Below are 25709 nucleotides of genomic sequence, written 5' to 3'. Positions count from 1 at the left end.
ATAGGTGGATAAATAATGACAAATAATAATTTTTTAGTGATTGAAAATGTTTGTAAAAATTATGAGGTTGTTCAAGCTTTAAGAGGTGTTTCTTTTGATATTAGAAAAGGTGAAATCCATACCGTACTCGGAGAAAATGGTGCTGGAAAAAGTACTTTGATGAGGATTATTGCAGGTGAACAAGCACCTGATAGTGGGAATATATACCTTGAGGGCGAAAAAATTGCGTTTTTCTCTCCCAAACATGCACATAAACTTGGTATATCTATGGTTCATCAAGAACTGGCAATTTTTGAAAATATGTCTGTAGCTGAAAATATCTTTCCTGATTGTAACTTTAGAAATAGATTTGGAGGAATAGATAAAAAGAGATTGTACATGGAGACGAATAGGTGTCAGGATATCTTGAAATTAAACTTGAATCCAAGTAGTAAAATGGATTCATTAACAGTAGCTGAACAACAAATGGTAGAGATATTGAGAGCAATTAGTCTTGAGAATAAAATTATTGTATTAGATGAACCAACCTCGAGTTTAAACAATAAAGAGGCAGAAAGATTGATGCAAACCTTAAAGAAGTTAAGAGACGATGGACTAACCATTATTTATATCTCTCATAGAATCAATGAAATACTAGATATAAGTGATAGAGTAACAGTACTTCGAGATGGTGAATATATTTGCACCTTAGAAAATGATAAGAATCTTGATGAGAATGTGTTAGTAAGTAAAATGGTTGGTCGAAATTTACAAGATAGTATTTATATGAAGAAGAATTATATTGAGGAAAATCATAATGAAATTCTATTGAAGGTAGAAAATTTATGTAAGAAACACTCAGCTACAGATATTAGCTTTACGTTACATAAAGGTGAAATTATTGGATTTTTTGGTTTAGAGGGATCGGGTACAGAGGATGTATCACGTATGATATTTGGCTTAGAAAGCAAAGATAAAGGAACCTTGCATTTTAAAGGTGAGACTATCAGTAAGTATACCCCTATAGATTTAATTGATAGAAAAATTTTGTATTTGAATGGAAATCGTAAAAATGCTGGGCTATTATTAAAAATGCCAGCAACTGAAAATATGTCGCTTCCAGTACTTAAGAAATTATCCAAACTGTCATTTTTAAATCAACAAGCGATTAAAGAATACACCAATAAATATATTGAAAAATTCTCAATCGTCATTTCGTCTGTACTTGCAGTACCTTCTTCTTTGAGTGGGGGAAATCAGCAAAAACTGATGCTATCTATATGCTTAGGTACAGAACCCGAGTGTCTTATCGTGAATGAGCCAACAAGAGGTATAGATGTTGGTGCCAAAACGGAAATTCATATGCACCTTCAAGAAATTGCGAATAGTGGAGTTGGTGTAATTGTATTTAGTTCAGAACTTCCAGAATTAATTAGTTTAGTTGATAGAATTATTATTATGCGCAATAAGAAGATTGTTGGTGAATTGATGAGAAATGAAATACAAGAACAAAATATTATGGCTCTTGCAGCAGTAGGTGAAGTAATAAAGGAGCGAGTGGTATGATGAAAAATATTGGAATATTGAATCATAAAAGAGTTAATTTATTTACTAAAATGGACTTAGGTACAATCACGATAGCTTTATTAACTTTAGTATTGGTTATTTTCTTAAGTATTACAACAAGCACATTTCTACAATTTAGCAATATTTATTCTATATTGTTTGGAGTATCCATACAGTTTTTTGCAATCATTGGATTTACATACTTAATGATCATGGGTGAGCTTGATATGTCAGTGGGAGCTGTTTATGGATTAAGTGGTACAGTACTAGGTATGTTGATGATGAATGGTTTGCCTTTTGCATTAAGTTTGATCATTACTTTATTAGTCTGTTCATTGTTTGGCGTCATCTCTGGTTTCATAGTAACCAAATTTAGAGTGAACTCAATGATGGTTACTATTGGGATGTTATCTTTAATCAAAGGGATCAATTGGCTTTACATACGCGAGTTACAAGGTTATTTTTTCCCAGCAAGCTATCGAGCATTGATTAAATTTCAGGTAGGAAAAGTTCACTGGACCATTCTTTTTATGATTATAAGTGTGATTACTTTAGAAATATTGCTAAGCAGATCTACAATCTTTAAAAAAATGTATTATGTCGGAGCTAATCTTGAAACAGCAAGAATTTATGGGATTAAATCTAACAGGATAAAAATTATTACTTTTGGAATTTCCAGCTTTACAGCAGCTATAGGAGGAATTCTTGCAACATCAAGAATCATGCATTCAGATGTTACAACCGGCGAAAATTTAGAATTTCTTATGATTACAGCAGCCGTACTAGGTGGTGCAAGTCTTTTTGGTGGTAAAGGTAGTATCATGAAATCGGTATTTGGGCTTATCTTTTTAGCTGTTGTATTTAATGGTATGATTATTTTTAAAATTGATCCATTTATACAACAAGTCATTGTTGGGTTTATTTTGATAGTAGCGGTATTTGTGGATACACGATTGAATAAAAGAGTATAAGATTGGACGAATGGAGGTTATTAAGATGAAGTGGAAAAATTTGTTGAACGTATATAAAAGAAGTGAATTTGTAGCATTTGTTTTATGTTTTATTCTTATTATCGTGTTGGGTGTATTGAGCCCGATTTTTTTGGATGTCAATAACTTAGATTCCTTGCAAACTGCTATTGCTCCAAATGTAATTATCGCTATTGGAATGATGGCCTTGCTTATTACTGGAAACTTTGATTTATCAGTTGGTTCGATCATGAGCATATCTGGAGTGGTTACAGCAGCATTATTGACAAATGGCCAATCTGTTTTTCTTTCAATTTTAGCAGGGATATTTGTAGGTTCAGCAATCGGACTATTAAATGGATTATTGGTTGCAAAAATCGGAATCAATCCATTAATTGCTACAATCGGTACGATGTATATGGTTAGAGGCGTTTCAGAAATTCTTTTAGTTGGAAAAGGCCGAGAAGGTTTTAGGAATTTTTCTCAAAGCTTTATTAACTTAGGTACCGGAAAGTTTTTAGGGATCTACCATATGTTTTGGATTATGTTATTTCTACTAGTAGCATTCCAGTTGTTTCTAAAATACACTCCAGCTGGCAGACGCTTGTATTATATTGGTGGTGACAGGGAAGCTGCTAAACAGATGGGCTTCAATGTTGATAGAATTAAAATTGCGACCTATATCTTAAGTGGTACCTTGTCTGCTCTTGCTGGAATTCTCGCAACTGCTAGATATGAGATGGCTAATAGATATATGGGACAAGGCATGCATATGAGTATTATCATCAGTTGTATCATTGGTGGTGGTAGCCTTGCAGGGGGAAAAGGTTCTGTAGTTGGTGCTTTCTTCGGTGTATTGTTCACGACACTACTTACCAATTGCTTTAATTTATTTGAGGTAAAACCACAATGGCAAAGTGTAGTCATTGGTGCAATTTTGGTTATTGTTGTAGCTTCCGATGGTTATTTATTTTTGCGAAAACAAAGAGAGTTAGGTAAGATATAAGTATACCTATTTGGTAATTGAAAATTAACTTTGCAATTACAGCCATTGGAGGTTTCAACATGAGTAAAAATAATGCAAAGAATAACACAAAAAATATCATAAAACATAGCACAAAGAATAAAGCAAAAAATAGCACAAAGAATAAAGCAAAACATAACACAAAGAATGATACCCGTGTTAAGGTGAAAATAGGGGTAAAGGTTAAAATAATCACCATGGTAATTGTAATTATTCTAACTTTAGGTATTGTAAACGGCATATCGATCATGAACAGTATGAGTATCAATGTAAAATACAATCAAGTACTAACTGAAATTGATATGTCCTATTCGATCATAACAAATCTAGTTAAGATTGATGAAGAATTAACGAATTATCTCATTTACAGTTATAAGGAAGAGGGCTTTCTATATAATGAATATATAAATGAGGTTGAAAGTACTTTGAACGAATTAGAATCCTATACGAATAATATTAAAAAATTATCTTCGTTAGATGCTGTAAAAAGATTAATGGATACCTTAATAGAAAATGTTGTTGAGACAGAGACATATTTCAATGATAAGAACATGAGTAAAGCTATTGAAATGAAAGATGGTTCGAAAAGAATAGGTGAGTATGCGACGATTGATATGCAAAAGTTCATACTATTGCAGCTTGAAGAGGTAAGCATACTTAAGCAAGAGATCAATAAAGGTTTTCATACAATGGTTTTGGTAAATAGTAGCATACTTATTTTTGTTTCTCTTGTATCAATTATTGTTTTGTTGAAAATAGTAAATGGTATATCTAAACCATTAAGAGAAGTTCGTAATAATGCCATTTTAATTGCTGAAGGGAATCTGAATGTGAATGAATTATATGTTAAATCGAATGATGAAATAAACGATTTAGCAAAGGCGTTTAACACGATGATTGGAAATATAAGACGAAGCATGACAATGATTAATGAAGTGAGCAATAGTGTACATAGTTCTTCTTCACAGCTAGCAAGCATTTCAGAAGAAAATAGTAAAGCTGGAGAAGAGATATCGGTCGAAATTATTAATATGGTGAATGGAATCAAGCTTCAAAGCAATGCTATCAAGGACATTATGGATAATATTAGAGATATCTATAAAATTACATCTCAAATAGATTCAAATGACCAAAAAATATTAGATAGTGCTAACAAATCAGTAGAATTAGCGAATGATGGAACTACATATATCAATGAGTTTGTAGGTCAAATGCATGTGATTACCAATACGATTGGTAAAACAGTCATCACGGTTGAAGAATTGAATAAAAGTTCTGAAAAGATGCATTCAATATTAGCTTCTATCTCTAATATCTCAGCTCAGACAAATCTATTATCTTTAAATGCCACAATTGAAGCTGCTAGAGCAGGTGAGGCAGGCAGAGGATTTGCTGTAGTAGCAGAAGAGATCAGGAAATTAGCAACAGACTCAGATGTATTTGCAAAGAGTATTGGAAATATAATAAAAACATTTGAACAATCACTAAGAGAAATGGGCTTGCAAATGTTAGAAAATGTCCAAAAAATAAACGAAGGTAATGTTATTGCAGAAAAGACCCAAAAGTATTTTGGAATTATCAAAGAAGCCAATATAATTGTGGATAATGATGTTAGAAATAATGCAAAAGATTTAAAAGACTTAATCATCAAAATGGAAGCTGTTGATGAAAATATTGGGAAAAATGAAAAAATAGTACAAGAAAATGAAGCTTCGAGTGAAAGTATTTCAGCCTCAGTACAGCAACAATTAGCCAGCTTAGAAGAATTAACTTCAGAAGCTAGTCTATTGAATAACTTAGCAGCTGAAATGGATATTATTGTAAAAGCATTTAAGTTATAATTACAAAGGCCCCCTTAAGCAAGATTGCATTAGGAGGCCTTTGTGTTTCAAAGTTGAAAATTAATCAAGATTAGTTGTCTTTCTAGCTCTCATAAATACTTTAATGATTTCATTCACAATCAAGGGAATCAGAGCAAAAAGTATCGTTAAGCCCCAATCTCGTAAGCCTAAATTATGCACTTTAAATGCATTTGCTAAGAAAGGAATTGATATAACTCCAAACTGAAGAATAAAACCTACAATAATCGCACCAATTAAATATTTATTCGTAAATAATCCAACTTGAAAGATCGACTTAGTTGAGTTTCGCATTGTCAATGAATAGAATAATTGAGAAGCAGCAAGTACAACGAAGGCCATTGTTCTAGCATAGGTTAATACATCTTCAGGAATGTTTTTTGATCCAAGGCTGTATCCAAATTCATTTAGTCCAAAGTAAAAGGCTAGTAAGGTTAATGTACCTATTAACGTACCACCAATAATTGCTCTAGCGCCTGCGCCTCTTGCAAAGAAGCTTTCTTTAGGGTCTCTTGGTTTCTTCTTCATAACATCCTTATCACCAGGATCTACACCAAGTGCTATTGCTGGTAAGGTATCAGTAATTAGATTTATCCAAAGAATCTGTGTTGGTAATAAGGGTATTGGCCAGAAGAAGAGAATTGACGTAAAAATCGCAACTACTTCTCCAAGGTTACAGGATAACAGGAATATAACCGCTTTCTTAATATTATTATAAATATTTCTACCTTCTTCGATAGCACGCACGATGGTTGTGAAGTTGTCATCTGTTAGTATCATGTCACTTGCACCTTTTGAAACGTCGGTACCAGTTATACCCATTGCAACACCGATATCAGCAAATTTCAAGGAAGGGGCATCATTTACACCATCTCCAGTCATAGAAACTATATTTCCTTGTGCTTTAAAGGCTTTTACGATCTTAACCTTATGCTCAGGAGATACTCTCGCAAACACTCTATAATGATTGATTTTATTTGAAAATTCTTCGTCGGGTATTTCATCAATTTCAGCACCTGTTAAACTCTGCTCAATGGAATCTGCGATTCCTAGTTCTTTTGCAATTGCAACTGCGGTATTCTTGTGATCACCGGTAATCATGATAGCTGTAATACCAGCAGCCTTTGCTTCGATAATAGAGGATTTTACTTCAAGCCTTGGGGGGTCAATCATACCGACGATTCCAATTATTGTTAGATCTTTTTCCATTTCATCTGGTTCTATCACGCTATTAGTATCCTTAAATGCTACACCAAGAACCCTTAAAGCATTATTTGACATGTCTTCAGTTATTTTCAAATAATTTGCTTTGATATCATCAGTTAATGGAACTAGCTTACCATCTAACAAAACATTAGTAGAAATATTCAACAAATTGTCAATTGCGCCTTTGGTATGAACACGATAACCAGTTCCTTCTACATTTAAGGTTGACATTAACTTCCTATCAGAATCAAATGGTTTTTCAGAAACTCTATTGTTCTTAGCATTTAGGTCTGTTCCTGTAAGGTTATATTTAACACCTAATACTACCAATGCAATTTCAGTTGGGTCACCAGTGCCTTGGCCATTTTCATAGGTAGCATCTGAGCATAAAACAAAGGACTCGATTAATCTTGCTTCATCGTTATTGGGTTGAAGCTTTGTATCTCCCCCCGGTACTTCTTTTAAGTTGTTTAGTGTATAGTGCTTTACAACAGTCATCTTATTTTGCGTAAGAGTACCAGTTTTGTCTGAACAAATAATATTAACTGATCCAAGGGTCTCTACTGCTGGAAGCTTCTTTATTATGGCATTAATTTTAGACATTCTAGTAACACCGAGTGCCAATACAATTGCAACTATAGCAGCGAGACCTTCAGGAATAGCTGCAACAGCCAAGCTAATCGCGGTTAGGAACATATCAAATAAATCTCTTTTTTGGATTAAGGCAATAATGAATATAACAACACAAATACCAATTGCTATAAATCCAAGTATTCTACCAAGTTCATCGAGCCTTTTTTGAAGTGGGGTCATTTCTTCATTATCTTCATCGAGAATCGATGCAATCTTACCAATTTCTGTGTCCATAGCAGTTGCAACAACAACACCTTCCCCTCTACCGTAAGTAACGAGGGTAGACATGAAAGCCATGTTTGTCTTATCACCGATTGATATTTTAAGATCTTTAAAAAGGTCTTTTGCATTCTTATCAGAAGGAACAGATTCACCTGTAAGAGCAGATTCTTCAATTTGTAGATTCGCACTTTCTATTAATCGTAAATCTGCCGGTATAAATCTACCTGAATCTAATATAATGATATCACCTGGAACGATTTCTTCAGAATTAATTTCTTTCACTTCTCCATCTCGTCGTACAAGAGCTTTCGGAGAAGTCATCTGCTGAAGTGCCTCAATTGCCTTTCCGGCCTTATATTCTTGGAAAACTCCAATTACTGCATTTAAAACAACAACCAATAAAATAATGACTGCATCTACATATTCGCCAATGAATATGGTGATTACAGAAGCTCCTAATAGAACATAAATTAGCATATCTTTCAGTTGTGAAAAGAATAAGGAAAACAAACTTTTTTTAGGTTTGCTTTTTAGCTTATTTTCGCCATACTTTTCGAGCCTTAATTGGGCTTCCTCACCAGTAAGTCCAGTTAAACGGTTTATATCAAATTCTTTCAATACTTCCTCTTGGGTTTTTGAAAACCACATATAAACACCTCATTTATTTTTTTTATTCATTATTTTTCATTGTTTATCTTATATGCTATATTTATACAAAATAAGTGAGAACTTTTTATTATATTAGATTAATATGCTAATTAATCATTTTATCGAAGTTGCTATTATTTGTCAACCTTTAATATATGTAGCATAGACGCGAAAAAGGTTGAAAGGTGTCAGTACAGATGGTAAAATATACAAGCAATATACTAGGCAATCAATATGTATAATAATTATTATAAAAATATGTTAAATTCACTATCAACGATGGGAGTGCAAATGAAAATCAAATTAATGGCTGATTCTACCTGTGATTTATCCATAGAAATATTAGAACAATATGAGATTAGTATCGCACCATTGATCGTTACGATTGATGGGCAAGAATTTAGAGATCGAATGGATATTGAAACAGATGAATTTTACAACAAGTTAGCAACCTACAAAAATCCTCCTACTACATCTATGCCCAGCCCAGAATCATTTATTACTTGTATTCGAGAAGCAGATGAGCAAGGATATGAAGTGGTGTTATGTATTTGTATGTCAAGTGGAACGAGTGGATCTTATCAGGGTGCAGTATTAGCCAAAGATCTCTATTATGAAAAATATCCTGAATCAAAAATACGGTACGAAGTCATTGATTCAGTGGCTATGAGTCACGGAAGTGGATGGCTTATTATGAAATGTGCCATGCTTCGTGATAAAGGTTATACCTTTGAACAACTCATTGAGTACTGTCAGGCAATAAAATATCGAATCAAGCATTATTTATCAGTAGATGATTTAGACAATTTAATTCGCAGTGGAAGGCTTTCTAATACAAGCGCAATGATTGGTAAAATGTTAAGCATTAAACCTATTATGTCAATGAAAAATACAAAAGGTGCTATCATTGCAAAAAAACGAGGATATAAGCAGGTATTAAATTATTATATTGAAGAATTTATAAAGCGGGTTGATTATGATCAAACAAATTTTGTGATCATTGGTTATACATCGGATATGCATAAAGCAGAGAATCTCAAAGCGAAATTTATAACTGAAACAGGATTCAAAGGGGATATATTCATTATGCAGATGGGAGTAGCAGTTGGTACTCATGTTGGATTGGGTGGACTCTCAATGTTTTTCGTTGAAAAAGCCCATGAGGACTTCATTCATCATGTGAAGGAAATCATTATGCATCGAATTCATAAATGAGAGAAGCAGGGGACGAGTGAGGAGATTATAATGACACATATGTTTTTAGGTGAGACCATAGATTTTAATTTAACTTATAAGAAACGTAAAACAACAGGTATCTATATAGATATTTATGGACACATAGAAGTTCGGGTTCCAAAAGAGACTTCTGAAGAAAGTGTGCTTAAATTATTGGAGAGTAAGTGGGATTGGATTCTGCAAAAGACGCAAGAAATGAAAGACCGAACAGATGGAAAAAAGGACAAAATTTATGACCATGGTGAAACCTTTCTTTTTTTAGGAAAAACCTATCCCATACAGATCGTAGAAGATCATGAAATCAAGCAAGATTATGTCGTATTAGAAACAGAGAAGTTATTTATATATGTGAAACAACATGAAGATGAAAAAATCAAGCAGGCACTAAAACGGTTTTATTATCAGCAGTGTAAGGCCTTAGTAGAAGGCCGTATTCGAGCTTATCAAAGCAGCTTCAAAACAAAGCCACGTTCTATTCAAATTTATAATAGCATTCGTACCTGGGGAACTTGCGATTCTAAACTACAGTTGACTTTTAATTGGAAGTTGGCGATGGCACCACTGGAAGTAATTGATTACGTAGTTGTTCATGAAATGTGTCATATGATACATCTGAATCATGATCGATCTTTTTGGAGACTGGTCGGTAAAATACTTCCTGATTATGAACAACGACAAGACTGGTTAGCGAAATCAAGTTGGAAAATGACTGTTTAACTGAATGCGTAGGTTTTGTAACATATAATAAAACCCTCCTATTAAAATTTATTAGGAGGGTTATTCATTTTAAATTATTTATCTTGAACTTCAAAGGTATAATTTCTTGTGCAGTTATTATCCCAGTTATTAGCACTATCTTTAAAAGCAATATTTAAGGGTTGATTGCCTATAACAGGAACACTTGCCTCGAAACCATCATAGGTTTTTGTCATTTTTATATCTTTCGAATTATCCCATGTGTTTCCATAACCAGCATGAAGATAAACATCATCTGCTCCAGAGTTGTAAAGAAGACCATTGTATATAACTGTAGTACTGTCGCCCTTAGCTATTACGTTTGGTTTTATTATAACACCATTATCAACATATAAATTGTACATATTGAGTTTCTCCTTTTGGTTTTTTTAGACGTTTAGGTTGTTTTTTAACAATATTGTATTTGCGAGTATTGCTATGTTTTTATTATCTCCGAGAGCGAAATATTTATTCTCAAAAAATTTTTATCTAGCGAATGAGTACGTTAATCATAACTTTCTGTATAGCATTCTAGCGTCAGTTTCTTTTTCGATCGCTACATCTTTAATCAAACCCTCTTCTACTTGGTTCTTGAATATTTCACCATATTTAGAATGTCTGGCGGTATCTAAAACATCAGATACGACGTCTCTATAGCCAAAAATAGTCCCAGTCGGTACTCTTTTCAGTTTGTTTTCATCTATATAATTTTTCATAGCGCGTGTTAGTTTGGATTCATCTACAAAATTTTTCATGTTTAGCTCCTTTCGTTATGATGGATATTATTAGTATGGCCAGCTTTTTCATTACTCCATACAAGCAAATCATACCATATGCCTTTCCAATATTGCTGTACTGGAGTAAAATGGATATAGTTGTTCATTAATTGAAGATTATTAGGGCAAGGAGATGATATAAATGGTGTTACTTGGGATTAAGGTTTCTTTTAAAATATTTGATGCACAATCTTTAAAGGATAAAAGAAGTGTTATAAAAAGTATGATTAACAGAATGAGAGGGAAGCATAATATCAGTATTTCTGAAATTGAAAAAAATGATATGATAAATCAAGGAGTTATTGGAATAGGTGTAGTTGGAAATAATAGGTTATTGTGTCGACAAATATTGGACCTTGTAATGAAGGATATTGAAGAGCAGTATGAGATTGAAATACATGGGGTTGAAGAGATACAAGGATAAATAAATTAATATATGAAAAACTAATTCCAACATCGGAGGGGATTCAAGCCCCCACAGATGTGCAAGCAAAGCTTTCATTCGGTTACGAAACCGTAGCGAATGCGGAGGTTTTGTAACATTGAATATATTAAAAATCAAGGAATTAAAATATAAAGGATGAAACAAACTATAAATGAACCTAACCAATATGAATAGGAGCTTAGTTTGTAAATATGAAAGACTTTAATATATTAGAACTACAAGAGCAGATGCAAATAGGAACGTTGTCAGCAACAAAGCTAACACAATATTATATTGATCGTATTCATCAATATGATCATTTATATAACAGCGTTTTTGAAATTAATTCAGATGCTTTGAGTATAGCACTTGAATTAGATGAAGAAAGAAGAGAAAGAGGGAGAAGAAGCTTGCTTCATGGGATTCCAATTTTATTAAAAGATAATATTAATGCTGATTTTGATGGGAAGCTAAGGACAACAGCTGGTGCTCTAATCCTTGAAAATCTTTATGCAAATTATGATGCTACCATTGTTAAAAAGCTTAAAGAAGCGGGTGCTATTATTATTGGAAAAACGAATTTAACGGAGTTTGCTAATATTATCACAGATCATATGCCTGCTGGCTTTAGTACTTTAGGTGGGCAAGTGAAAAATCCGTATGGTAATTTTGATGTTGGAGGTTCGAGTTCGGGTTCGGGTGTTGCAATAGCCATGGATTTTTGTACTGTAGCTATTGGAACTGAAACATCTGGATCCATTATAGATCCGGCGAGCTGCAATGGAATTATTGGAGTAAAACCAACCGTTGGTGTTGCTAGTAGATATGGCATTATTCCAATATCCTGGACGCAAGATGTACCTGGCCCTATGAGTAGAAATATAATAGACGCGGCAATCGTTCTTGATATTATGAAAGGTGAAGATCATTGGGACGCTTCAACCCAATTGAAGCATTCATTGCCAAATTATTTGCATTCCTTAGAAGGTGCTTCTTTAATTGGTGTTAAATTAGGGCTGCCTCAAGGTGAGTTTATAAAAAATGTAAAAACTGAAAAGCTTGAAATGTTTTATAAAGCAGTTGCTAAATTTGAAGAATTAGGTGCAACAGTTATAGAAGTTAAAATTAACAACAGTCCTCACAATATAAACAAGGATGTTTTGTTTTATGAATTTCCTATAGCATTAAAGAAGTATTTTGAGAGCTTAGGTGAAATAGCGCCTGTAAAAACACTAGAAGAAATTGTACAATTTAACAATGAAAATACACAAGTAAGAGCACCCTATGGGCAGACAATATTTGAAAGGTGTTTAGCTCTTCAAAAGGATTATGAGGAAAAGTATCAGCAAGCGCTTAGTGATAGTATAAAATATGGTAAAGAACTTGAAGCTGTAATTGATCAAAGCAATTTGGATGCCCTTCTTTTTGTGGGTTCAGAAGGAGTTGGGATTGCGGCGAAAGCAGGTTATCCATCAGTAACATTGCCAGGGGGGTATGCAAAAGAAAATGAGCCAGTGGGAATTACATTGACGGGAAAGAGTTTTACGGAAGATAAATTATTAGGATATGCCAATACCTTCGAAAAGCATCAACAATATCGCTATCCAAGATCAAGTTCATAAAACTGTTTGTACTTTAACAGAAAATGTTATATACTAGGGCTGATATAAAATAGTTAGGAGCGTAAAAATCATGGATGGAACTAAGCGAGTAAATGTAAAACAAGGTGTTAAAGTAAAAGTTGTACAAAAACAAGATCAAAACTCAGGAAAATTGACAGAAGGTATTGTTCAACGAATACTGACCAATTCTCCCAATCACCCACGTGGCATTAAGGTAATGCTAGAGGGTGGTATTGTTGGTAGGGTGAAAGAGGTTTTCTGATTTACATCAAAATAAAAGCACTTATCATATTAACATTTACATTGTGCACAAACAGATAACTAATCTGCAGTGCAGGTGTAAAGTGTTAACATCAATAAGTGCTTTTGCCATAATTAAAGAGCCTTTATTTTATTCGGAACTATTATATTTGTGTTAATTCAATGCTTTCAAATTCATCTATAATTTCTTTCGATGGTGCTTTGGTAATCAATGAAACTACGATAATCGAAATAACTGCAACTATAAAAGCTGGAACAATTTCATAAATTTGCCAAATACTACCAGTCATATTTTTAGCTATTGTAATCCATAAGATAACTGTTACCGTACCAGAAATCATACCTGCCATTGCCCCCCACTTATTCATTCTCTTCCAGAAAAGACAAAGGAGAATAACTGGTCCAAATGCAGCGCCAAAGCCTGCCCATGCATTCGCAACCAAGCCGAAAACAGAGCTGTTAGGATTAATTGCTATAATAACCGCAATTACAGAAACGAGAGCTACAGCTATTCTACCAACCCAGATTAATTCTTTATCTTTAGCATTTTTTCTAAAGAACTGTTTGTAGAAATCTTCTGATAGAGAGGAAGCTGTTACCAGTAATTGTGAGTCAGCAGTACTCATGCTTGCTGCAAGAATTGCTGATAAAAAAAGTCCAGATATAATAGGTATAAACATTCCATCTACCATGTGCATGAAAACTTTTTCAGGATCTGGCATTGTTGTACCAGCAAAATAAATTCTACCAACCATTCCAACAAAAACAGCAGCTATAAGTGTAATCAGTACCCATATCATTGCAATAAGTCGGGCTTTTTTGATGTGATCTGAAGATTTTGCTGCCATAAATCTCACTAAAATATGAGGTTGACCAAAATATCCAAGTCCCCATGCTAAGCTTGAGATGATGGCAATAAGGGATATATTGCTGGTGGTTCCAGTAGCCTTAAAAATATTTAAGTAATTTGTATCAACCTCTTGAAGAGCCGTAAAGGTTGCACCAAAACCACCAAGCTCTGCAACAGCAACAAAGGGAACTATAATAAGTGCAATAAACATTAAAGTACCTTGAATAACATCTGTTGTGGAAACCGCCATAAATCCACCGAGAAAAGTATAAAGTACGATTACGAAGGCTCCAAGGATTAAGGCAACCACATAAGGGATACCCATGAGCAATTCGAATAATTTTGCACCAGCAGCAAATTGAGCGGATGTATAAATAGAAAAAAATACAATAACAACAATCGCAGAAACAACACGTAAAATTCTAGTATCATCTCTGAAACGATTTTCAAAGAAATCCGAAAGGGTGAGTGAGTTTTTAGCCACCTCAGTATATTTACGTAATCTCGTCGCTACAACTTTCCAATTCACGTATGTACCAAGAGCCAAACCAATTGCTATCCACATTGCTTCAATACCACCAATATAAGCAGCTCCTGGAAGACCTAATAATAACCAGCCGCTCATATCAGAAGCCTGTGCTGATAAGGCAGTTGTCCAACTTCCCAATTTCCTACCACCTAAAACATAGTCTGAAAAATTGCTTGTCTTTCTATAAGTAATAACACCAACACCAATCATGCATAGTAAATAGATACTTAAGACTATCAGCTTCGTAATATTTACTGAATCCATCGTGTAACCTCTCTCTTTAATTTTTTTTTATTATACATGAATAAAGTCAAGGTAACAATGACTAATTGTATTTATATGAAAAGTTTAGCCAATCATCATGAAATTTCATTAATACATGCTAATAGAAATAAAAAACGAACAGGAAATGGTCATTTTATCCATAAAAACTGTTTGCCTAGTACTAGGTCTATTATTTTTAAGCTATTTTAAACGAAAGAAATAACTTTAATTTATAGTTTGTAAAGTAAATCTTTTAGTAGTAAAATGAATTCAAAAGTAATTTGAAGTCACCTTAACACACAACTTCAAACAAAGGAGCAGATCTTATGAACGTGTTTGATATTGTTGGACCCATCATGATTGGCCCATCTAGCTCACATACTGCTGGTGCAGTAAGGATTGGTAAAGTTGCAAGAACGCTTTTAAACGAAGAGGTAGCTGAAGCTCATATTCTGTTACACGGTTCTTTTGCGAAAACTTATCGTGGTCATGGTACTGATAAAGCATTGGTAGGTGGAATTATGGACATGCTACCGGATGACATAAGAATTAGACATAGCTTAGAATTAGCAGCAGAAGAAGGTATTAAAATCAGCTTTGAAGAAACTGTTTTTGATAAAGCACATCCAAATACAGCACTCATTCGTTTGACGGGTAAAAGCGGCAAGCTTGTTACGGTAAGAGGGGCATCTGTTGGGGGTGGAAATATCACTATCAATAACATTAATGGGTTAGAAGTTGAACTATCCTGTCAAAACACTACATTGATTGTAGTGCACAAAGATACGCCAGGTACGATTGCAGCCGTAACAAGTTTTGTAGCGGAAAATGGTGTAAATATTGGAAATTTTCGGTTAAGTCGTGAAGAACGTGGTGGCTTAGCGGTAATGGCAATAGAAATTGATGGTGCAGAAAATGAAAGTCTTAATGAACAAATATCCAAGCTTCCCAATGTCATAAGTTCAACAATGTTAAAACGATTATAAGGGAGAGGGTTTACGAATGATTAAATACGATTCTATACAAGAACTTGTAGATAAAGCAATGGCTTCTAATAAAAATATATCTGAGTTAGTAATAAACCAACAAGCAGAAGAATTAGAAAAATCTACTGATGATTTATATAAGATCATGTTAAATAGTTTGGAGGTTATGAAGCAATCAGTAGCTGAGGGGTTAAATCCAGATCTAAAATCTGCAAGTGGTATGAGTGGTGGTTCGGCCTTCAAGATGAAACAATATGTCGACAGTGGTAAAAGTCTATTAGGGAATGCTTTTGGCATGTCATTGGCACGAGCATTGGCAGTAGCAGAGCTTAATTCTTGCATGGGTAGAATTGTTGCGGCTCCTACCGCTGGAGCCTGTGGTATCCTCCCAGCTGCATTATTCACTATGGCTGAGGAAAAGAATATTGAGGAAGAAAAAATAGTAATGGCTCTTTTTACAGCTTCTGCAATTGGAATCGTAATTGCGCATAATGCTAGCATTTCTGGTGCAGAAGGTGGCTGTCAGGCAGAATGTGGCAGTGCATCAGCTATGGCTGCCGGAGCACTTGTTGAATTAGCAGGAGGAACCCCAGAAATGGTCGCTCATGCATGTGCCATTGCACTAAAAAATATTTTGGGATTGGTGTGTGATCCAGTAGCTGGATTGGTTGAAGTGCCGTGTAATAAAAGAAATGCAGCAGGTGTTGCCAATGCATTTGTAGCAGCAGAAATGGTGTTAGCAGGCATAGAAAGCACCATACCATGTGATGAAGTAATTCTTGCTATGAAAAAAGTAGGGGATTTAATGTCATATTCCCTAAAAGAAACGGCAGAAGGTGGACTAGCCGCTACGCCTACTGCAAAGAGGATATGTAAACGAATTTATGGAAAAGAGAGCTAGAATGTTGCAAAGCAAATATGAAAAAGAGTATAAATACTAAATTTATATTCCTTAATCGGATATTGATAGAATAAAGGGGATTTGAATTGACTTATTTTTACAAAATAATATTAGAATAATGGGGAAATTTACGCAAAAAATGTTGACAAATTAGCTTTCTAGATATAATATAAGTATACAGATTTAAATTATATAAAGAAAAGATAGTAAATATTTATAGTAGACTCAAGCTTTTGAGTAATGGAATCTCCATTCATAAGATTTATATTTTTGAGGTAAATATAAATAATTATGAACTACATAAATGAATTGACTTTGAGGCATAAGAAAATATGTTTATTTTTTATGCTAAAATCCCCAATGAGATGGAATTTTATTATAGGATTTATATAAAAATGAACATGTTTGAAAATAAGACAAGCATAAATAACATTGTTCAAAGTTGAATCAGATGATTTACTGGGAGGTAATTAAAATGAAAATAAAAATGAAAATGATGTACTTGGTTTTAATTGATATATTTATTATAAACTTTGCTTTTCTATTCTCAATGTATATGCATTTTGAAGGTCAAATACCTAGTAATTTAATGCGGGAATATGAGCATATTATTATAATTATTTTGTTGTTAAAAATCTTTTTCTATTATCAATTTTCTCTATATGATAGTTTATGGGAGTATGCTTCAATTGAAGAATTAATGAAAGTGCTTGGAGCAGTTATTTCAGCCAACTTTTTTTCGATAATTTACATGATATTTATGGGCTTCAACGTTTACCCTGGAATATATATTATATCTGTAATGGTAGAAATAATGCTAGTTGGAGGTTTGCGATTTAGTTATAGGTTTGTTAGAAGGATTAAGCATAATCAAACAATATGGCGACATAAGTACGATAAAAATGTACTTATTATTGGATGTGGATCGACAGCTAGTCTTGTAGCAAATGAAATCAAAAATCACCCGCACACTTATGGACAAGTTGTTGGTTATATAGATGATGATAAGCAAAAATTAGGAAAAACTATTGCTGGAATTAAGGTGGTTGGAAATAGACATGATATCTATAGTGTATCAAAGAGATATGGTGTTAATGAAATTATTGTTGCTGTTCCAACAGCGTCAAAGTCAGACTTGAAAGAGATTCTAGAAGAATCTAAACGATGCGATGCAAAAGTTAGAATTGTACCGGGTATTACAGAAATTATTGACGGAAAAGTTTCAATGAGTAAAATTAGAGATGTTGAAATTGAAGACTTATTAGGAAGAGATCCAGTTGATCTTAATGTCCATGAGATAGCTTCTTATTTAGAAGGAAAAGTTATCATGGTTACAGGAGGAGGAGGATCTATTGGGTCAGAATTATGCCGACAAATAGCTAAGTTTAATCCTAAAAAGCTTATAATCTTAGATATATACGAAAACAATGCATATGAAATACAAAAAGAGCTTTCAACTCAATATGGAAATCAACTTAACCTAGATGTTCTTATAGCATCTGTACGGGAACGTGATACAATATTTGATATAATAAAAAGTAATAGACCAAATGTTATTTTTCATGCGGCAGCACATAAGCATGTACCACTTATGGAAGATTCTCCAAAAGAAGCAATTAAGAATAATGTTTTTGGTACGATGAACGTAGCAGAAGCAGCCCATGAATATAATGTTGAACGTTTTGTTCTTATTTCTACTGATAAAGCTGTGAATCCAACTAATGTGATGGGTGCCAGTAAAAGAATGTGTGAAATGGTTATTCAAGGGTTAGCGAAGTCAAGTAAGACTAAATTCGTAGCTGTTAGATTCGGGAATGTACTAGGTAGTAATGGATCAGTTATTCCTTTATTTAAGAAACAAATTAGTGAAGGTGGACCGGTAACCATTACCCATATGGAGATAATTCGTTATTTTATGACCATACCAGAAGCTTCTCAGCTTGTAATTCAAGCAGGTGCTATAGCCAATGGAGGAGAAATATTTGTTCTTGATATGGGAGAACCTGTCAAAATTTTTGATCTTGCCATTGATTTGATTAAGTTATCTGGATTAGAGCCACATAAGGACATTCAAATTGAGGTTACAGGACTTAGACCTGGTGAAAAGTTATTTGAAGAATTGTTAATGGAAGAAGAAGGCTTAGAAAATACTAAATATCCGAAAATATTTATTGGGAGTTCAGGCGATTTTGCTTATGCATTATTGAAAAAATCTTTTATACAATTGAAAGAAGAACTGGCGAAGTTAGATATCGAGGAATTAAAGGAGTATATTAAGCGACTCGTACCAACTTATACATATGTATCTGAATCTGAAATAGAAATTGAAAAGGTGTTGAATATTTCAGATGAGAATCTAAAACCTTACAAGGTTAAAAACCATTAATTTATAAAATGAAAGTAGATAAATTTAGTAGTGGTATATTTTCAAGAAAAAAATAGGATAGGAAAAAATTAGATGGAAAATAAAATATATCTCTCATCACCGCATATGAGTGATGAAGGTTATGAAATGCAATATATTCAGGAGGCATTTGATACCAACTGGATTGCACCACTTGGAAAAAATGTAAATGAATTTGAAAAAGAGTTAGCAAAATATGTAGGAATTGGATACGGTGCCGCATTAACTACAGGTACTGCTGCAATCCATCTTGCATTAAAAGCTGCTGGAGTGGGAGCTGGAGATATAGTGTTTTGTCCGTCTCTTACTTTCGCCGCAACAATTAATCCAATCATATATCAAAATGCAGTACCCGTTTTTATCGATAGCGATTATGAAACATGGAATATGAGTCCAGTTGCGCTTGAAGAGGCGTTTAAGAAATATACGCCGAAAGCAGTAATGGTCGTACATCTATATGGTTTATCAGCAGATATGGATAGAATTGTGAAAATTTGTAAGGAGCATAATGTGCAACTGATCGAGGATGCAGCTGAATCATTAGGCTCTTTATATAAGGGTAAACATATGGGAACATTTGGTGATTATGGTATTTTTTCGTTTAACGGTAACAAAATCATCACAACTTCTGGTGGCGGGATGCTTGTATCTAATAATGAGGAAAGAATTGAAAAAGTGAGGTTTTGGGCAACTCAGAGCAGAGATCAAGCTAGGCACTATCAGCATTCAGAGCTTGGGTATAACTATAGAATGAGCAATGTTATTGCTGGCATTGGAAGAGGACAGCTTAAGGTTTTAGATCAGCGGGTAAAGAGAAAAAGAGAAATATTTATGTTTTATAAGCAGGAGTTAGGTATTCTAGAAGGTGTTGAGATGATGCCAGAAAATGAATGGAATCAACCGAACTATTGGCTAAGCTGTATGACTTTAAGTGGAAAAGTTAGACCTTTAGATATTATAGAGGCTTTGGAAATAGAAAATATTGAGTCTAGGCCAATATGGAAACCCATTCACATGCAGCCTTTCTTTGAAGAATATGACTTCATAGGTAATGGTGTGTCAGAGAAAATATTTGAAAATAGTATTTGTTTGCCAAGTGATACGAAAATGACAGATAGTGATTTAAATAGGATAGTAACGATAATAAAGAGCTTGTGGAGATGAAAATGAAAATTGAAAATAATAGGACTTCCAATGGAGGCATTTATAGAAGATATATCAAGAGGCCAATGGACTTTATTTTGTCATTATTAGCAATTATCATCTTTTTTCCTCTTTTTCTAGTTGTGGCTGTGTTGGTAAGAGTGAAAATGGGAACTCCGGTGATATTTAAACAGAAACGGCCTGGGATTGATGAAAAACATTTTACACTTTATAAATTTAGGACAATGACTGATAAACGTGATGAAAATGGAGAACTAGTATCAGCTGAGGAACGTTTAACAAGCTTTGGGAATCTATTAAGAAGCACATCTCTTGATGAATTACCAGAACTGTTCAATATTTTAAAGGGTGATATGGCTTTTGTGGGACCAAGGCCATTATTAATTGAATACTTATCACTTTACAATAGTCAGCAAAGACGTCGTCATGAGGTAAGACCTGGTTTATCAGGATTGGCGCAAGTAAATGGTAGAAATAAAATTAGTTGGGAAGAAAAATTTAGCCTTGATATTCAATATTTGGATACAATCAGTTTTATAGGTGATTTGAAGATAATACTACTGACACTAAAGCAGGTTCTTGTGAAAGATGGAATTAACAAGTCAGGAGAGGAAATGATGGAGAGATTTGAAGGCACTAATAATAAGGAAGAGAGTGATATAATTAACTGAAAAGTTAGTTAATTCTCGTAGTAAAGGTTAAGTAATAAATAAACATGGAGGGTTTTAAATGAATTTTTTATTTTGTAGTGTAGGAAGAAGAGGAGAGTTGATTAAATATTTTAAGAATTCATTAGATGCTAATTCTAGCATTATTGCAACTGATTGTAGCAATAACGCACCTGCATTATATTTTGCGGATAAACAATATGTAGTTCCTAGAATAACAGATGAAAACTATATTTCGATAATAATAGATATTTGTAAAAATGAGAATATAGACGCAATAACAACATTCATTGATCTAGAAATAGAGTTGTTAGCAAAAAATAGAGAGATTTTTAAAGAAATTGGAGTAGAGGTCTTAGCGCCATTTGTTGACACTGCAAAATTGTGTTTTGACAAATACGAGATGTATGAGTTTTTATATAAAAACAATATCAATACTATTAAAACCTATAACACTTTCAATTGTTTTAAAGAAGACTTTGAAAATGGTAAATGTCAATTGCCAGTATTTATAAAACCTCGTACGGGTAGCGGCAGTGAGGGAGCAAGAAAAATTGAATCGTATGAACAACTAAGAACGATTTGCGATAAGGAACAAAATCTTATTATTCAAGAATTCATGGATGGTATCGACTTAGATGTTGATGTATACATTGATACTATAAGTAAAAAGCCTGTTAGCATATTTGCTAAGAAAAAATTAGAAACAAAGATTGGTGGAGCCAATAAGACAATTTCATTTAAGGATGAGAAGTTATTTCGTCTAGTGGAAGAAATCATATCAAAATTTAAATTTAATGGACCGATAGATATTGACTTCTTTTACAGAGACGGTGAATACTTTATCTCAGAAATTAATCCGAGGTTTGGTGGCGCGTACTTACATGCTTATGGTTGTGGTGTAGATTTTATTAAGCTGATAATTAATAATTTAAAAGGTATAGAAAATGAGCCCAAATTTGGAGATTATGAAGAAGATATACTGATGATGATGTATGATAGTATTGTTATTAAAAGAAAGAAAGATTTGGCTAAGTAAAAAACGGATACTGGCTTTTGTAGAAGAGCTTGTAGAGACATATTATATATTTTTATGTCTAAAGCAAATGCCAATTACATAAGTCTGACTTTGTTGGTTGTGGTTGCAATAGATGAAATGCATAAAACGTAAGATATATAAAAGATAAAATAATAATTTGGGAAATTTTTAAATGATAATTTCCCTTAATGAGCTATATACAAAGGCAGGAATGATAAATGGAAAAAATTCTTTTTACAGCATCAATAGATGGACATCTAATAGGATTTCATATTCCTTATATAAAATGGTTTAATGATCAAGGATATGAAGTGCATACAGCAAGTAATGGTAACGGTAAGATTCCTTATGTTCATATGAAACATAATATTCAATTTGAACGATCACCATTTAAATTTACCAATATATTGGCCTATAAACAGTTGAAGAAGATTATTGAAGAGAATGATTATAAATTAATTCATTGTCATACACCAATGGCTAGTTTTATTACTCGATTAGCTGCAAGAAGAGTAAGAAAAAAAGGTGCAAAAGTAATGTATACAGCGCATGGATTTCACTTTTTTAAAGGTGCGCCAATTATTAATTGGTTATTGTACTATCCAATTGAAAAGCTTATGGCACGATATACAGACTGTATTATTACAATGAATGATGAGGATTATAATATATCCCGCAATCATTTAGCGAAAAACAATACACGATTTGTGAATGGTATAGGGGTTGATTTGACTGTCTACAAACCACAAACAACAGAAAAAAAAGATCAATTAAGAAAACATTACGGATATAAAAAAAGCGATTTCATTTTAACATTTGCGGGAGAGCTTAGTTATAGAAAACACCAAGATCTACTAATTAATGCAATTAGTTGCGTAAAGGAAAACATAGCTGGTATAAAATTATTGCTTGCAGGAGAAGGATGTTTTTACGACCAATATAAGGATCAGATTATTAAATTAGGATTAGAAGAATATGTATTCTTATTGGGTAAGAGAAATGATATAGTAGATCTTATGATGCTATCAGATGTAGCAGTATCTTCTTCGCGGCAAGAAGGTTTGCCAGTTAATGTAATGGAAGGAATTGCAACAGGACTACCTATGATTGTAACAGATTGCAGAGGAAATAGAGATTTAGTTAAAAATAATGAAAATGGATATATTATTGGCATAGAGAACACACAAGACTTTTGTGACGCTATACTGAAATTATATGATTCACCTATAGATAGAATGAGATTTGCAAATAACAATATAGAAATTATTAAAAAATATTCAATTGAAAACACGATAAAAGAAATGGCTGTAATCTATAATGAGTATTTATAAATTGCGATGTCAATCCTTGTATTTTGTATAAAAAATTAATATTTAAATATTAAGCATGTTGGAGGTAATATTTAATGAAATTATTATTTGCACATGACATTAGAGTAATAAATAGTGAAGGTATATATTATTTTGATGCTTCATATTCTATTGGAGTTTTTGAAAGATATTTTAAATATTTTGATAGAATTACTTTTTTATCAAGAAGTACTACTAAGGACGATGTAAAAAATACACTGACACCGATTCTTGATGATAGAATTGTGTTTGAGGGTATTAATAATTACAATGAATTATTTTATTCCGAAACTAAAAAAAGAATACAACAGTTAATAGATTCTTCAGATGTTGTTATTATACGTTTGCCAAGTACAATGGGTAGGTTTGTTGAAAAGTATGCAAGAAAATCTAATAAAATTATTATAGTTGAGATGGTAGGCTGTGTATTAGGCTCACTATGGAATCATAGTTGGAAAGGCAAGATAATTGCTCCGTATTATTTTTTGAAATTACGATTGCTACTATTAAGAGCATCAAATACTATTTATGTAACGGAAAGCTTTTTGCAAAAAAGATACCCTACCCGAGGAAAATTCATTGGATGTTCAGATGTTGATTTAGGCCAAATTGATAATATGATATTAGAAAAAAGAATACATAAAATTAAAAATATGGAAAAAGATCATAAGATTATACTTGGTACAATAGGCGCGGTATATGTTAAATATAAAGGGCAAAGGTATGTTTTAGAGGCTATGGCCAAGTTAATTAAGAAAGGATATAATTTAGAGTACCAACTAGTTGGTGGTGGAAGTGATGAAAAATTAAGGAGACTAGCTCAAAAATTAGGTATCATAGATCATGTTATATTTAAAGGGAGTTTGAAACATCAGGATATCTTTGAATGGTTGGATTTGATTGATATATATATACAACCAAGTGATACTGAAGGTTTGCCACGTTCAATTGTAGAGGCTCTTAGTAGGGCTTGTCCGGTTATAGGAACAAATGTAGGGGGAATTCCTGAATTAATTGAAAAGAATTTTATTTTTAAAAGAAAAAATACGGATGATTTAGGAAGAGTTATGATTAATATGATAAATGGCAATCTAATAGACAGAGCAATTGCCAGCTTTAAACGTGCAAAGGACTTTGATAAGGCTATTTTAGATCAAAGGAGAGACCTTTTTTATAAAGAAATATTTGAAAATGCAAATCATTAATGAAAGAAATTGAAATTTGTACAAGTTTAGAAGTAGCAATCTACGGGAAAAAAACAATTAGGGGAGATAATTGATGTGGAAAAAGTAAGTATTATTATGTCTGTTTATAATGGAAGTAATTATTTGAAAAAAAGCATTGAAAGTATTTTAAATCAAACATTACAAGACATACAAATTATTTTAGTTAATGATGGTTCCACAGATGATAGTTTGTCTATTTGTCAAGAGTATGCAAAACAAGATAAGCGTATTATAGTAATAGATAAATCTAATGGAGGATTAGCTTCTGGTAGAAATACTGGGATAGAGAATGCTGCAGGAGAATATATCGGTTTTGTTGACCAGGATGATTGGATTGAAACTGATATGTATGAAAATATGTACCAGCAAGTTAAACAAGCCCAAACAGATATATGTATGTGTAACTATAAATCTGATGTTATGGATAAATCTATACCTATATATTTGGACATAGATGAGGATTTACTGCAAGATGATGCAATTTTTCATAGTATTATATTGAATATGGTATCAACTGAAAATCTAGACAGTAATTCAAAGAATATCATGGCTTGTGTATGGAGATTAATTGTGAAAAAAGAATTTATTGAAAAAAATAATATCAGGTTTCATGGGGATATTCTTATAATGGATGATCTTGTATTTTGTATGGAAGCATTTTTGAAAACAAATCGAGTTAGTATTGATAAAGGATGCTACTACCACTATGTGAATTATGTAAATTCATTCTCTGCAACATATAAAGAAGATATGCTAGGCATACAAAAAAAGACGTTTGATGCTTTAGTGAAAATATTTACTCAAGAAAACAAAATTGATTTAATAGAAAACAAATTAGGTATAAGATATGCGAATATGTTTATTTCTGCAATAACAAATGAAGTACATAAGGATAATCATAAGAGCATAAGTGAAAAAATCAGAGTGATTGATAAACTATGTCGTGATGAGAAATTGCAAGAAATCTTAAAGTGTATAGATACAAGGGGTTATACTTTAAGGAAAAAGCTAGTGATTTTTGCTGTGAAATATGTTATAAGTATTTACTTGTTCGCATACTATAGTTTTATTGTTAGGGTTTCGAGAAAGCAATGCCGTTAGTTTTTAGCTAAATCAATTAAAAACAATATTTGTTATAATCTCCACACCCACAATCCACAAGCTATTCAT

22 protein-coding genes are annotated in these 25709 nt (G+C 32.9%); 18 read left to right on the top strand and 4 right to left on the bottom strand.

Annotation, left to right across the window (positions count from 1 at the left end):
• The first annotated feature begins 15 nt into the window (after nucleotides 1-15).
• Genes CVU84_00860 through CVU84_00845 form a run of 4 tightly spaced genes read left to right on the top strand, consistent with a single transcriptional unit; the run spans nucleotide 16 to nucleotide 5378 of the window.
• Nucleotides 16-1545: a D-xylose ABC transporter ATP-binding protein gene (locus CVU84_00860; GenBank protein PKM96298.1), complete on the top strand. Its 1530-nt coding sequence runs from the start codon at nucleotides 16-18 to the stop codon at nucleotides 1543-1545.
• Nucleotides 1542-2516, top strand: a complete 975-nt coding sequence (locus CVU84_00855; protein PKM96297.1) for a hypothetical protein — start codon at nucleotides 1542-1544, stop codon at nucleotides 2514-2516. Before CVU84_00860 ends, CVU84_00855 begins: the two co-directional genes overlap by 4 nt.
• Before the next feature lie 10 nt (nucleotides 2517-2526).
• Nucleotides 2527-3519: a ribose ABC transporter permease gene (locus CVU84_00850; protein ID PKM96296.1), complete on the top strand. Its 993-nt coding sequence runs from the start codon at nucleotides 2527-2529 to the stop codon at nucleotides 3517-3519.
• 59 nt (nucleotides 3520-3578) lie between these two features.
• Nucleotides 3579-5378 carry a hypothetical protein gene (locus tag CVU84_00845; GenBank protein ID PKM96295.1) on the top strand — a complete coding sequence of 600 codons (1800 nt, stop codon included), beginning with the start codon at nucleotides 3579-3581 and terminating at the stop codon, nucleotides 5376-5378.
• Nucleotides 5379-5438: 60 nt separating this feature from the next.
• Here CVU84_00845 and CVU84_00840 read toward each other — a convergent pair whose 3' ends face one another.
• Nucleotides 5439-8105 (bottom strand): ATPase, encoded by a 2667-nt coding sequence (locus tag CVU84_00840; protein PKM96294.1) that lies wholly within the window; start codon nucleotides 8103-8105, stop codon nucleotides 5439-5441.
• A 291-nt stretch (nucleotides 8106-8396) separates the two neighbouring features.
• Here CVU84_00840 and CVU84_00835 point away from each other — a divergent pair, with 291 nt between their 5' ends.
• Entirely contained in the window at nucleotides 8397-9320 is a 924-nt protein-coding gene (locus tag CVU84_00835) for a DegV family protein (protein ID PKM96293.1), read from the top strand.
• A 30-nt stretch (nucleotides 9321-9350) separates the two neighbouring features.
• On the top strand, nucleotides 9351-10058 hold the full coding sequence (locus CVU84_00830; GenBank protein PKM96292.1) for a M48 family peptidase: 708 nt from the start codon (nucleotides 9351-9353) through the stop codon (nucleotides 10056-10058).
• Nucleotides 10059-10132: 74 nt separating this feature from the next.
• On the opposite strand, the gene CVU84_00825 is transcribed toward CVU84_00830, so the two are convergent.
• A complete protein-coding gene (locus CVU84_00825) occupies nucleotides 10133-10441 on the bottom strand; it encodes a carbohydrate-binding protein (protein PKM96291.1) in 309 nt (102 codons plus the stop codon).
• Between the two features lie 144 nt (nucleotides 10442-10585).
• A complete protein-coding gene (locus tag CVU84_00820; GenBank protein ID PKM96290.1) occupies nucleotides 10586-10831 on the bottom strand; it encodes a hypothetical protein in 246 nt (81 codons plus the stop codon).
• A gap of 163 nt (nucleotides 10832-10994) precedes the next feature.
• Between CVU84_00820 and CVU84_00815 the strand changes: the two genes are divergently transcribed.
• The 3 genes from CVU84_00815 (at nucleotide 10995) to CVU84_00805 (ending at nucleotide 13160) form a co-directional block, all read left to right on the top strand.
• On the top strand, nucleotides 10995-11276 hold the full coding sequence (locus CVU84_00815) for a DUF503 domain-containing protein (GenBank protein PKM96289.1): 282 nt from the start codon (nucleotides 10995-10997) through the stop codon (nucleotides 11274-11276).
• 212 nt (nucleotides 11277-11488) lie between these two features.
• Nucleotides 11489-12898 carry an amidase gene (locus tag CVU84_00810; protein PKM96288.1) on the top strand — a complete coding sequence of 470 codons (1410 nt, stop codon included), beginning with the start codon at nucleotides 11489-11491 and terminating at the stop codon, nucleotides 12896-12898.
• A 70-nt stretch (nucleotides 12899-12968) separates the two neighbouring features.
• Nucleotides 12969-13160 carry a hypothetical protein gene (locus CVU84_00805; protein ID PKM96287.1) on the top strand — a complete coding sequence of 64 codons (192 nt, stop codon included), beginning with the start codon at nucleotides 12969-12971 and terminating at the stop codon, nucleotides 13158-13160.
• Nucleotides 13161-13302: 142 nt separating this feature from the next.
• Here CVU84_00805 and putP read toward each other — a convergent pair whose 3' ends face one another.
• Nucleotides 13303-14802 (bottom strand): sodium/proline symporter PutP, encoded by a 1500-nt coding sequence (gene putP, locus CVU84_00800; GenBank protein PKM96286.1) that lies wholly within the window; start codon nucleotides 14800-14802, stop codon nucleotides 13303-13305.
• A gap of 326 nt (nucleotides 14803-15128) precedes the next feature.
• Here putP and sdaAB point away from each other — a divergent pair, with 326 nt between their 5' ends.
• The 9 genes from sdaAB (at nucleotide 15129) to CVU84_00755 (ending at nucleotide 25640) form a co-directional block, all read left to right on the top strand.
• Nucleotides 15129-15788, top strand: a complete 660-nt coding sequence (sdaAB, locus tag CVU84_00795; protein PKM96285.1) for an L-serine ammonia-lyase, iron-sulfur-dependent, subunit beta — start codon at nucleotides 15129-15131, stop codon at nucleotides 15786-15788.
• A gap of 16 nt (nucleotides 15789-15804) precedes the next feature.
• Nucleotides 15805-16689: an L-serine ammonia-lyase, iron-sulfur-dependent, subunit alpha gene (gene sdaAA, locus CVU84_00790; GenBank protein PKM96284.1), complete on the top strand. Its 885-nt coding sequence runs from the start codon at nucleotides 15805-15807 to the stop codon at nucleotides 16687-16689.
• 475 nt (nucleotides 16690-17164) lie between these two features.
• Nucleotides 17165-19075: a nucleoside-diphosphate sugar epimerase gene (locus tag CVU84_00785; GenBank protein PKM96283.1), complete on the top strand. Its 1911-nt coding sequence runs from the start codon at nucleotides 17165-17167 to the stop codon at nucleotides 19073-19075.
• Between the two features lie 72 nt (nucleotides 19076-19147).
• A complete protein-coding gene (locus CVU84_00780; GenBank protein ID PKM96282.1) occupies nucleotides 19148-20257 on the top strand; it encodes an aminotransferase DegT in 1110 nt (369 codons plus the stop codon).
• The gene (locus CVU84_00775; GenBank protein PKM96281.1) at nucleotides 20254-20928 is read left to right on the top strand and encodes a sugar transferase; all 675 of its coding nucleotides are present in this window, start codon (nucleotides 20254-20256) and stop codon (nucleotides 20926-20928) included. Before CVU84_00780 ends, CVU84_00775 begins: the two co-directional genes overlap by 4 nt.
• Before the next feature lie 58 nt (nucleotides 20929-20986).
• The gene (locus CVU84_00770) at nucleotides 20987-21964 is read left to right on the top strand and encodes a carbamoyl phosphate synthase (protein ID PKM96280.1); all 978 of its coding nucleotides are present in this window, start codon (nucleotides 20987-20989) and stop codon (nucleotides 21962-21964) included.
• A gap of 218 nt (nucleotides 21965-22182) precedes the next feature.
• Nucleotides 22183-23295, top strand: a complete 1113-nt coding sequence (locus CVU84_00765; protein ID PKM96279.1) for a glycosyltransferase family 1 protein — start codon at nucleotides 22183-22185, stop codon at nucleotides 23293-23295.
• Nucleotides 23296-23369: 74 nt separating this feature from the next.
• Nucleotides 23370-24518, top strand: a complete 1149-nt coding sequence (locus CVU84_00760; GenBank protein ID PKM96278.1) for a glycosyl transferase — start codon at nucleotides 23370-23372, stop codon at nucleotides 24516-24518.
• A 75-nt stretch (nucleotides 24519-24593) separates the two neighbouring features.
• The gene (locus tag CVU84_00755) at nucleotides 24594-25640 is read left to right on the top strand and encodes a hypothetical protein (GenBank protein PKM96277.1); all 1047 of its coding nucleotides are present in this window, start codon (nucleotides 24594-24596) and stop codon (nucleotides 25638-25640) included.
• Nucleotides 25641-25709 lie beyond the last annotated feature (69 nt).

It is taken from the genome of Firmicutes bacterium HGW-Firmicutes-1, assembly GCA_002841625.1.
Lineage (GTDB): Bacteria > Bacillota > Clostridia > Lachnospirales > Vallitaleaceae > HGW-1.
Note: the sequence above shows the minus strand (reverse complement) of the source record. Positions and strands in the feature narration are given on the sequence as shown.

Bases quoted from the DNA above. Each gene is read 5' to 3' on its own strand.
- CVU84_00860 (PKM96298.1), top strand. From the start codon at position 16: ATGACAAATAATAATTTTTTAGTGATTGAAAATGTTTGTAAAAATTAT.
- CVU84_00855 (PKM96297.1), top strand. From the start codon at position 1,542: ATGATGAAAAATATTGGAATATTGAATCATAAAAGAGTTAATTTATTT.
- CVU84_00850 (PKM96296.1), top strand. From the start codon at position 2,527: ATGGAGGTTATTAAGATGAAGTGGAAAAATTTGTTGAACGTATATAAA.
- CVU84_00845 (PKM96295.1), top strand. From the start codon at position 3,579: ATGAGTAAAAATAATGCAAAGAATAACACAAAAAATATCATAAAACAT.
- CVU84_00840 (PKM96294.1), bottom strand. From the start codon at position 8,105: ATGTGGTTTTCAAAAACCCAAGAGGAAGTATTGAAAGAATTTGATATA.
- CVU84_00835 (PKM96293.1), top strand. From the start codon at position 8,397: ATGAAAATCAAATTAATGGCTGATTCTACCTGTGATTTATCCATAGAA.
- CVU84_00830 (PKM96292.1), top strand. From the start codon at position 9,351: ATGACACATATGTTTTTAGGTGAGACCATAGATTTTAATTTAACTTAT.
- CVU84_00825 (PKM96291.1), bottom strand. From the start codon at position 10,441: ATGTACAATTTATATGTTGATAATGGTGTTATAATAAAACCAAACGTA.
- CVU84_00820 (PKM96290.1), bottom strand. From the start codon at position 10,831: ATGAAAAATTTTGTAGATGAATCCAAACTAACACGCGCTATGAAAAAT.
- CVU84_00815 (PKM96289.1), top strand. From the start codon at position 10,995: ATGGTGTTACTTGGGATTAAGGTTTCTTTTAAAATATTTGATGCACAA.
- CVU84_00810 (PKM96288.1), top strand. From the start codon at position 11,489: ATGAAAGACTTTAATATATTAGAACTACAAGAGCAGATGCAAATAGGA.
- CVU84_00805 (PKM96287.1), top strand. From the start codon at position 12,969: ATGGATGGAACTAAGCGAGTAAATGTAAAACAAGGTGTTAAAGTAAAA.
- putP (PKM96286.1), bottom strand. From the start codon at position 14,802: ATGGATTCAGTAAATATTACGAAGCTGATAGTCTTAAGTATCTATTTA.
- sdaAB (PKM96285.1), top strand. From the start codon at position 15,129: ATGAACGTGTTTGATATTGTTGGACCCATCATGATTGGCCCATCTAGC.
- sdaAA (PKM96284.1), top strand. From the start codon at position 15,805: ATGATTAAATACGATTCTATACAAGAACTTGTAGATAAAGCAATGGCT.
- CVU84_00785 (PKM96283.1), top strand. From the start codon at position 17,165: ATGAAAATAAAAATGAAAATGATGTACTTGGTTTTAATTGATATATTT.
- CVU84_00780 (PKM96282.1), top strand. From the start codon at position 19,148: ATGGAAAATAAAATATATCTCTCATCACCGCATATGAGTGATGAAGGT.
- CVU84_00775 (PKM96281.1), top strand. From the start codon at position 20,254: ATGAAAATGAAAATTGAAAATAATAGGACTTCCAATGGAGGCATTTAT.
- CVU84_00770 (PKM96280.1), top strand. From the start codon at position 20,987: ATGAATTTTTTATTTTGTAGTGTAGGAAGAAGAGGAGAGTTGATTAAA.
- CVU84_00765 (PKM96279.1), top strand. From the start codon at position 22,183: ATGGAAAAAATTCTTTTTACAGCATCAATAGATGGACATCTAATAGGA.
- CVU84_00760 (PKM96278.1), top strand. From the start codon at position 23,370: ATGAAATTATTATTTGCACATGACATTAGAGTAATAAATAGTGAAGGT.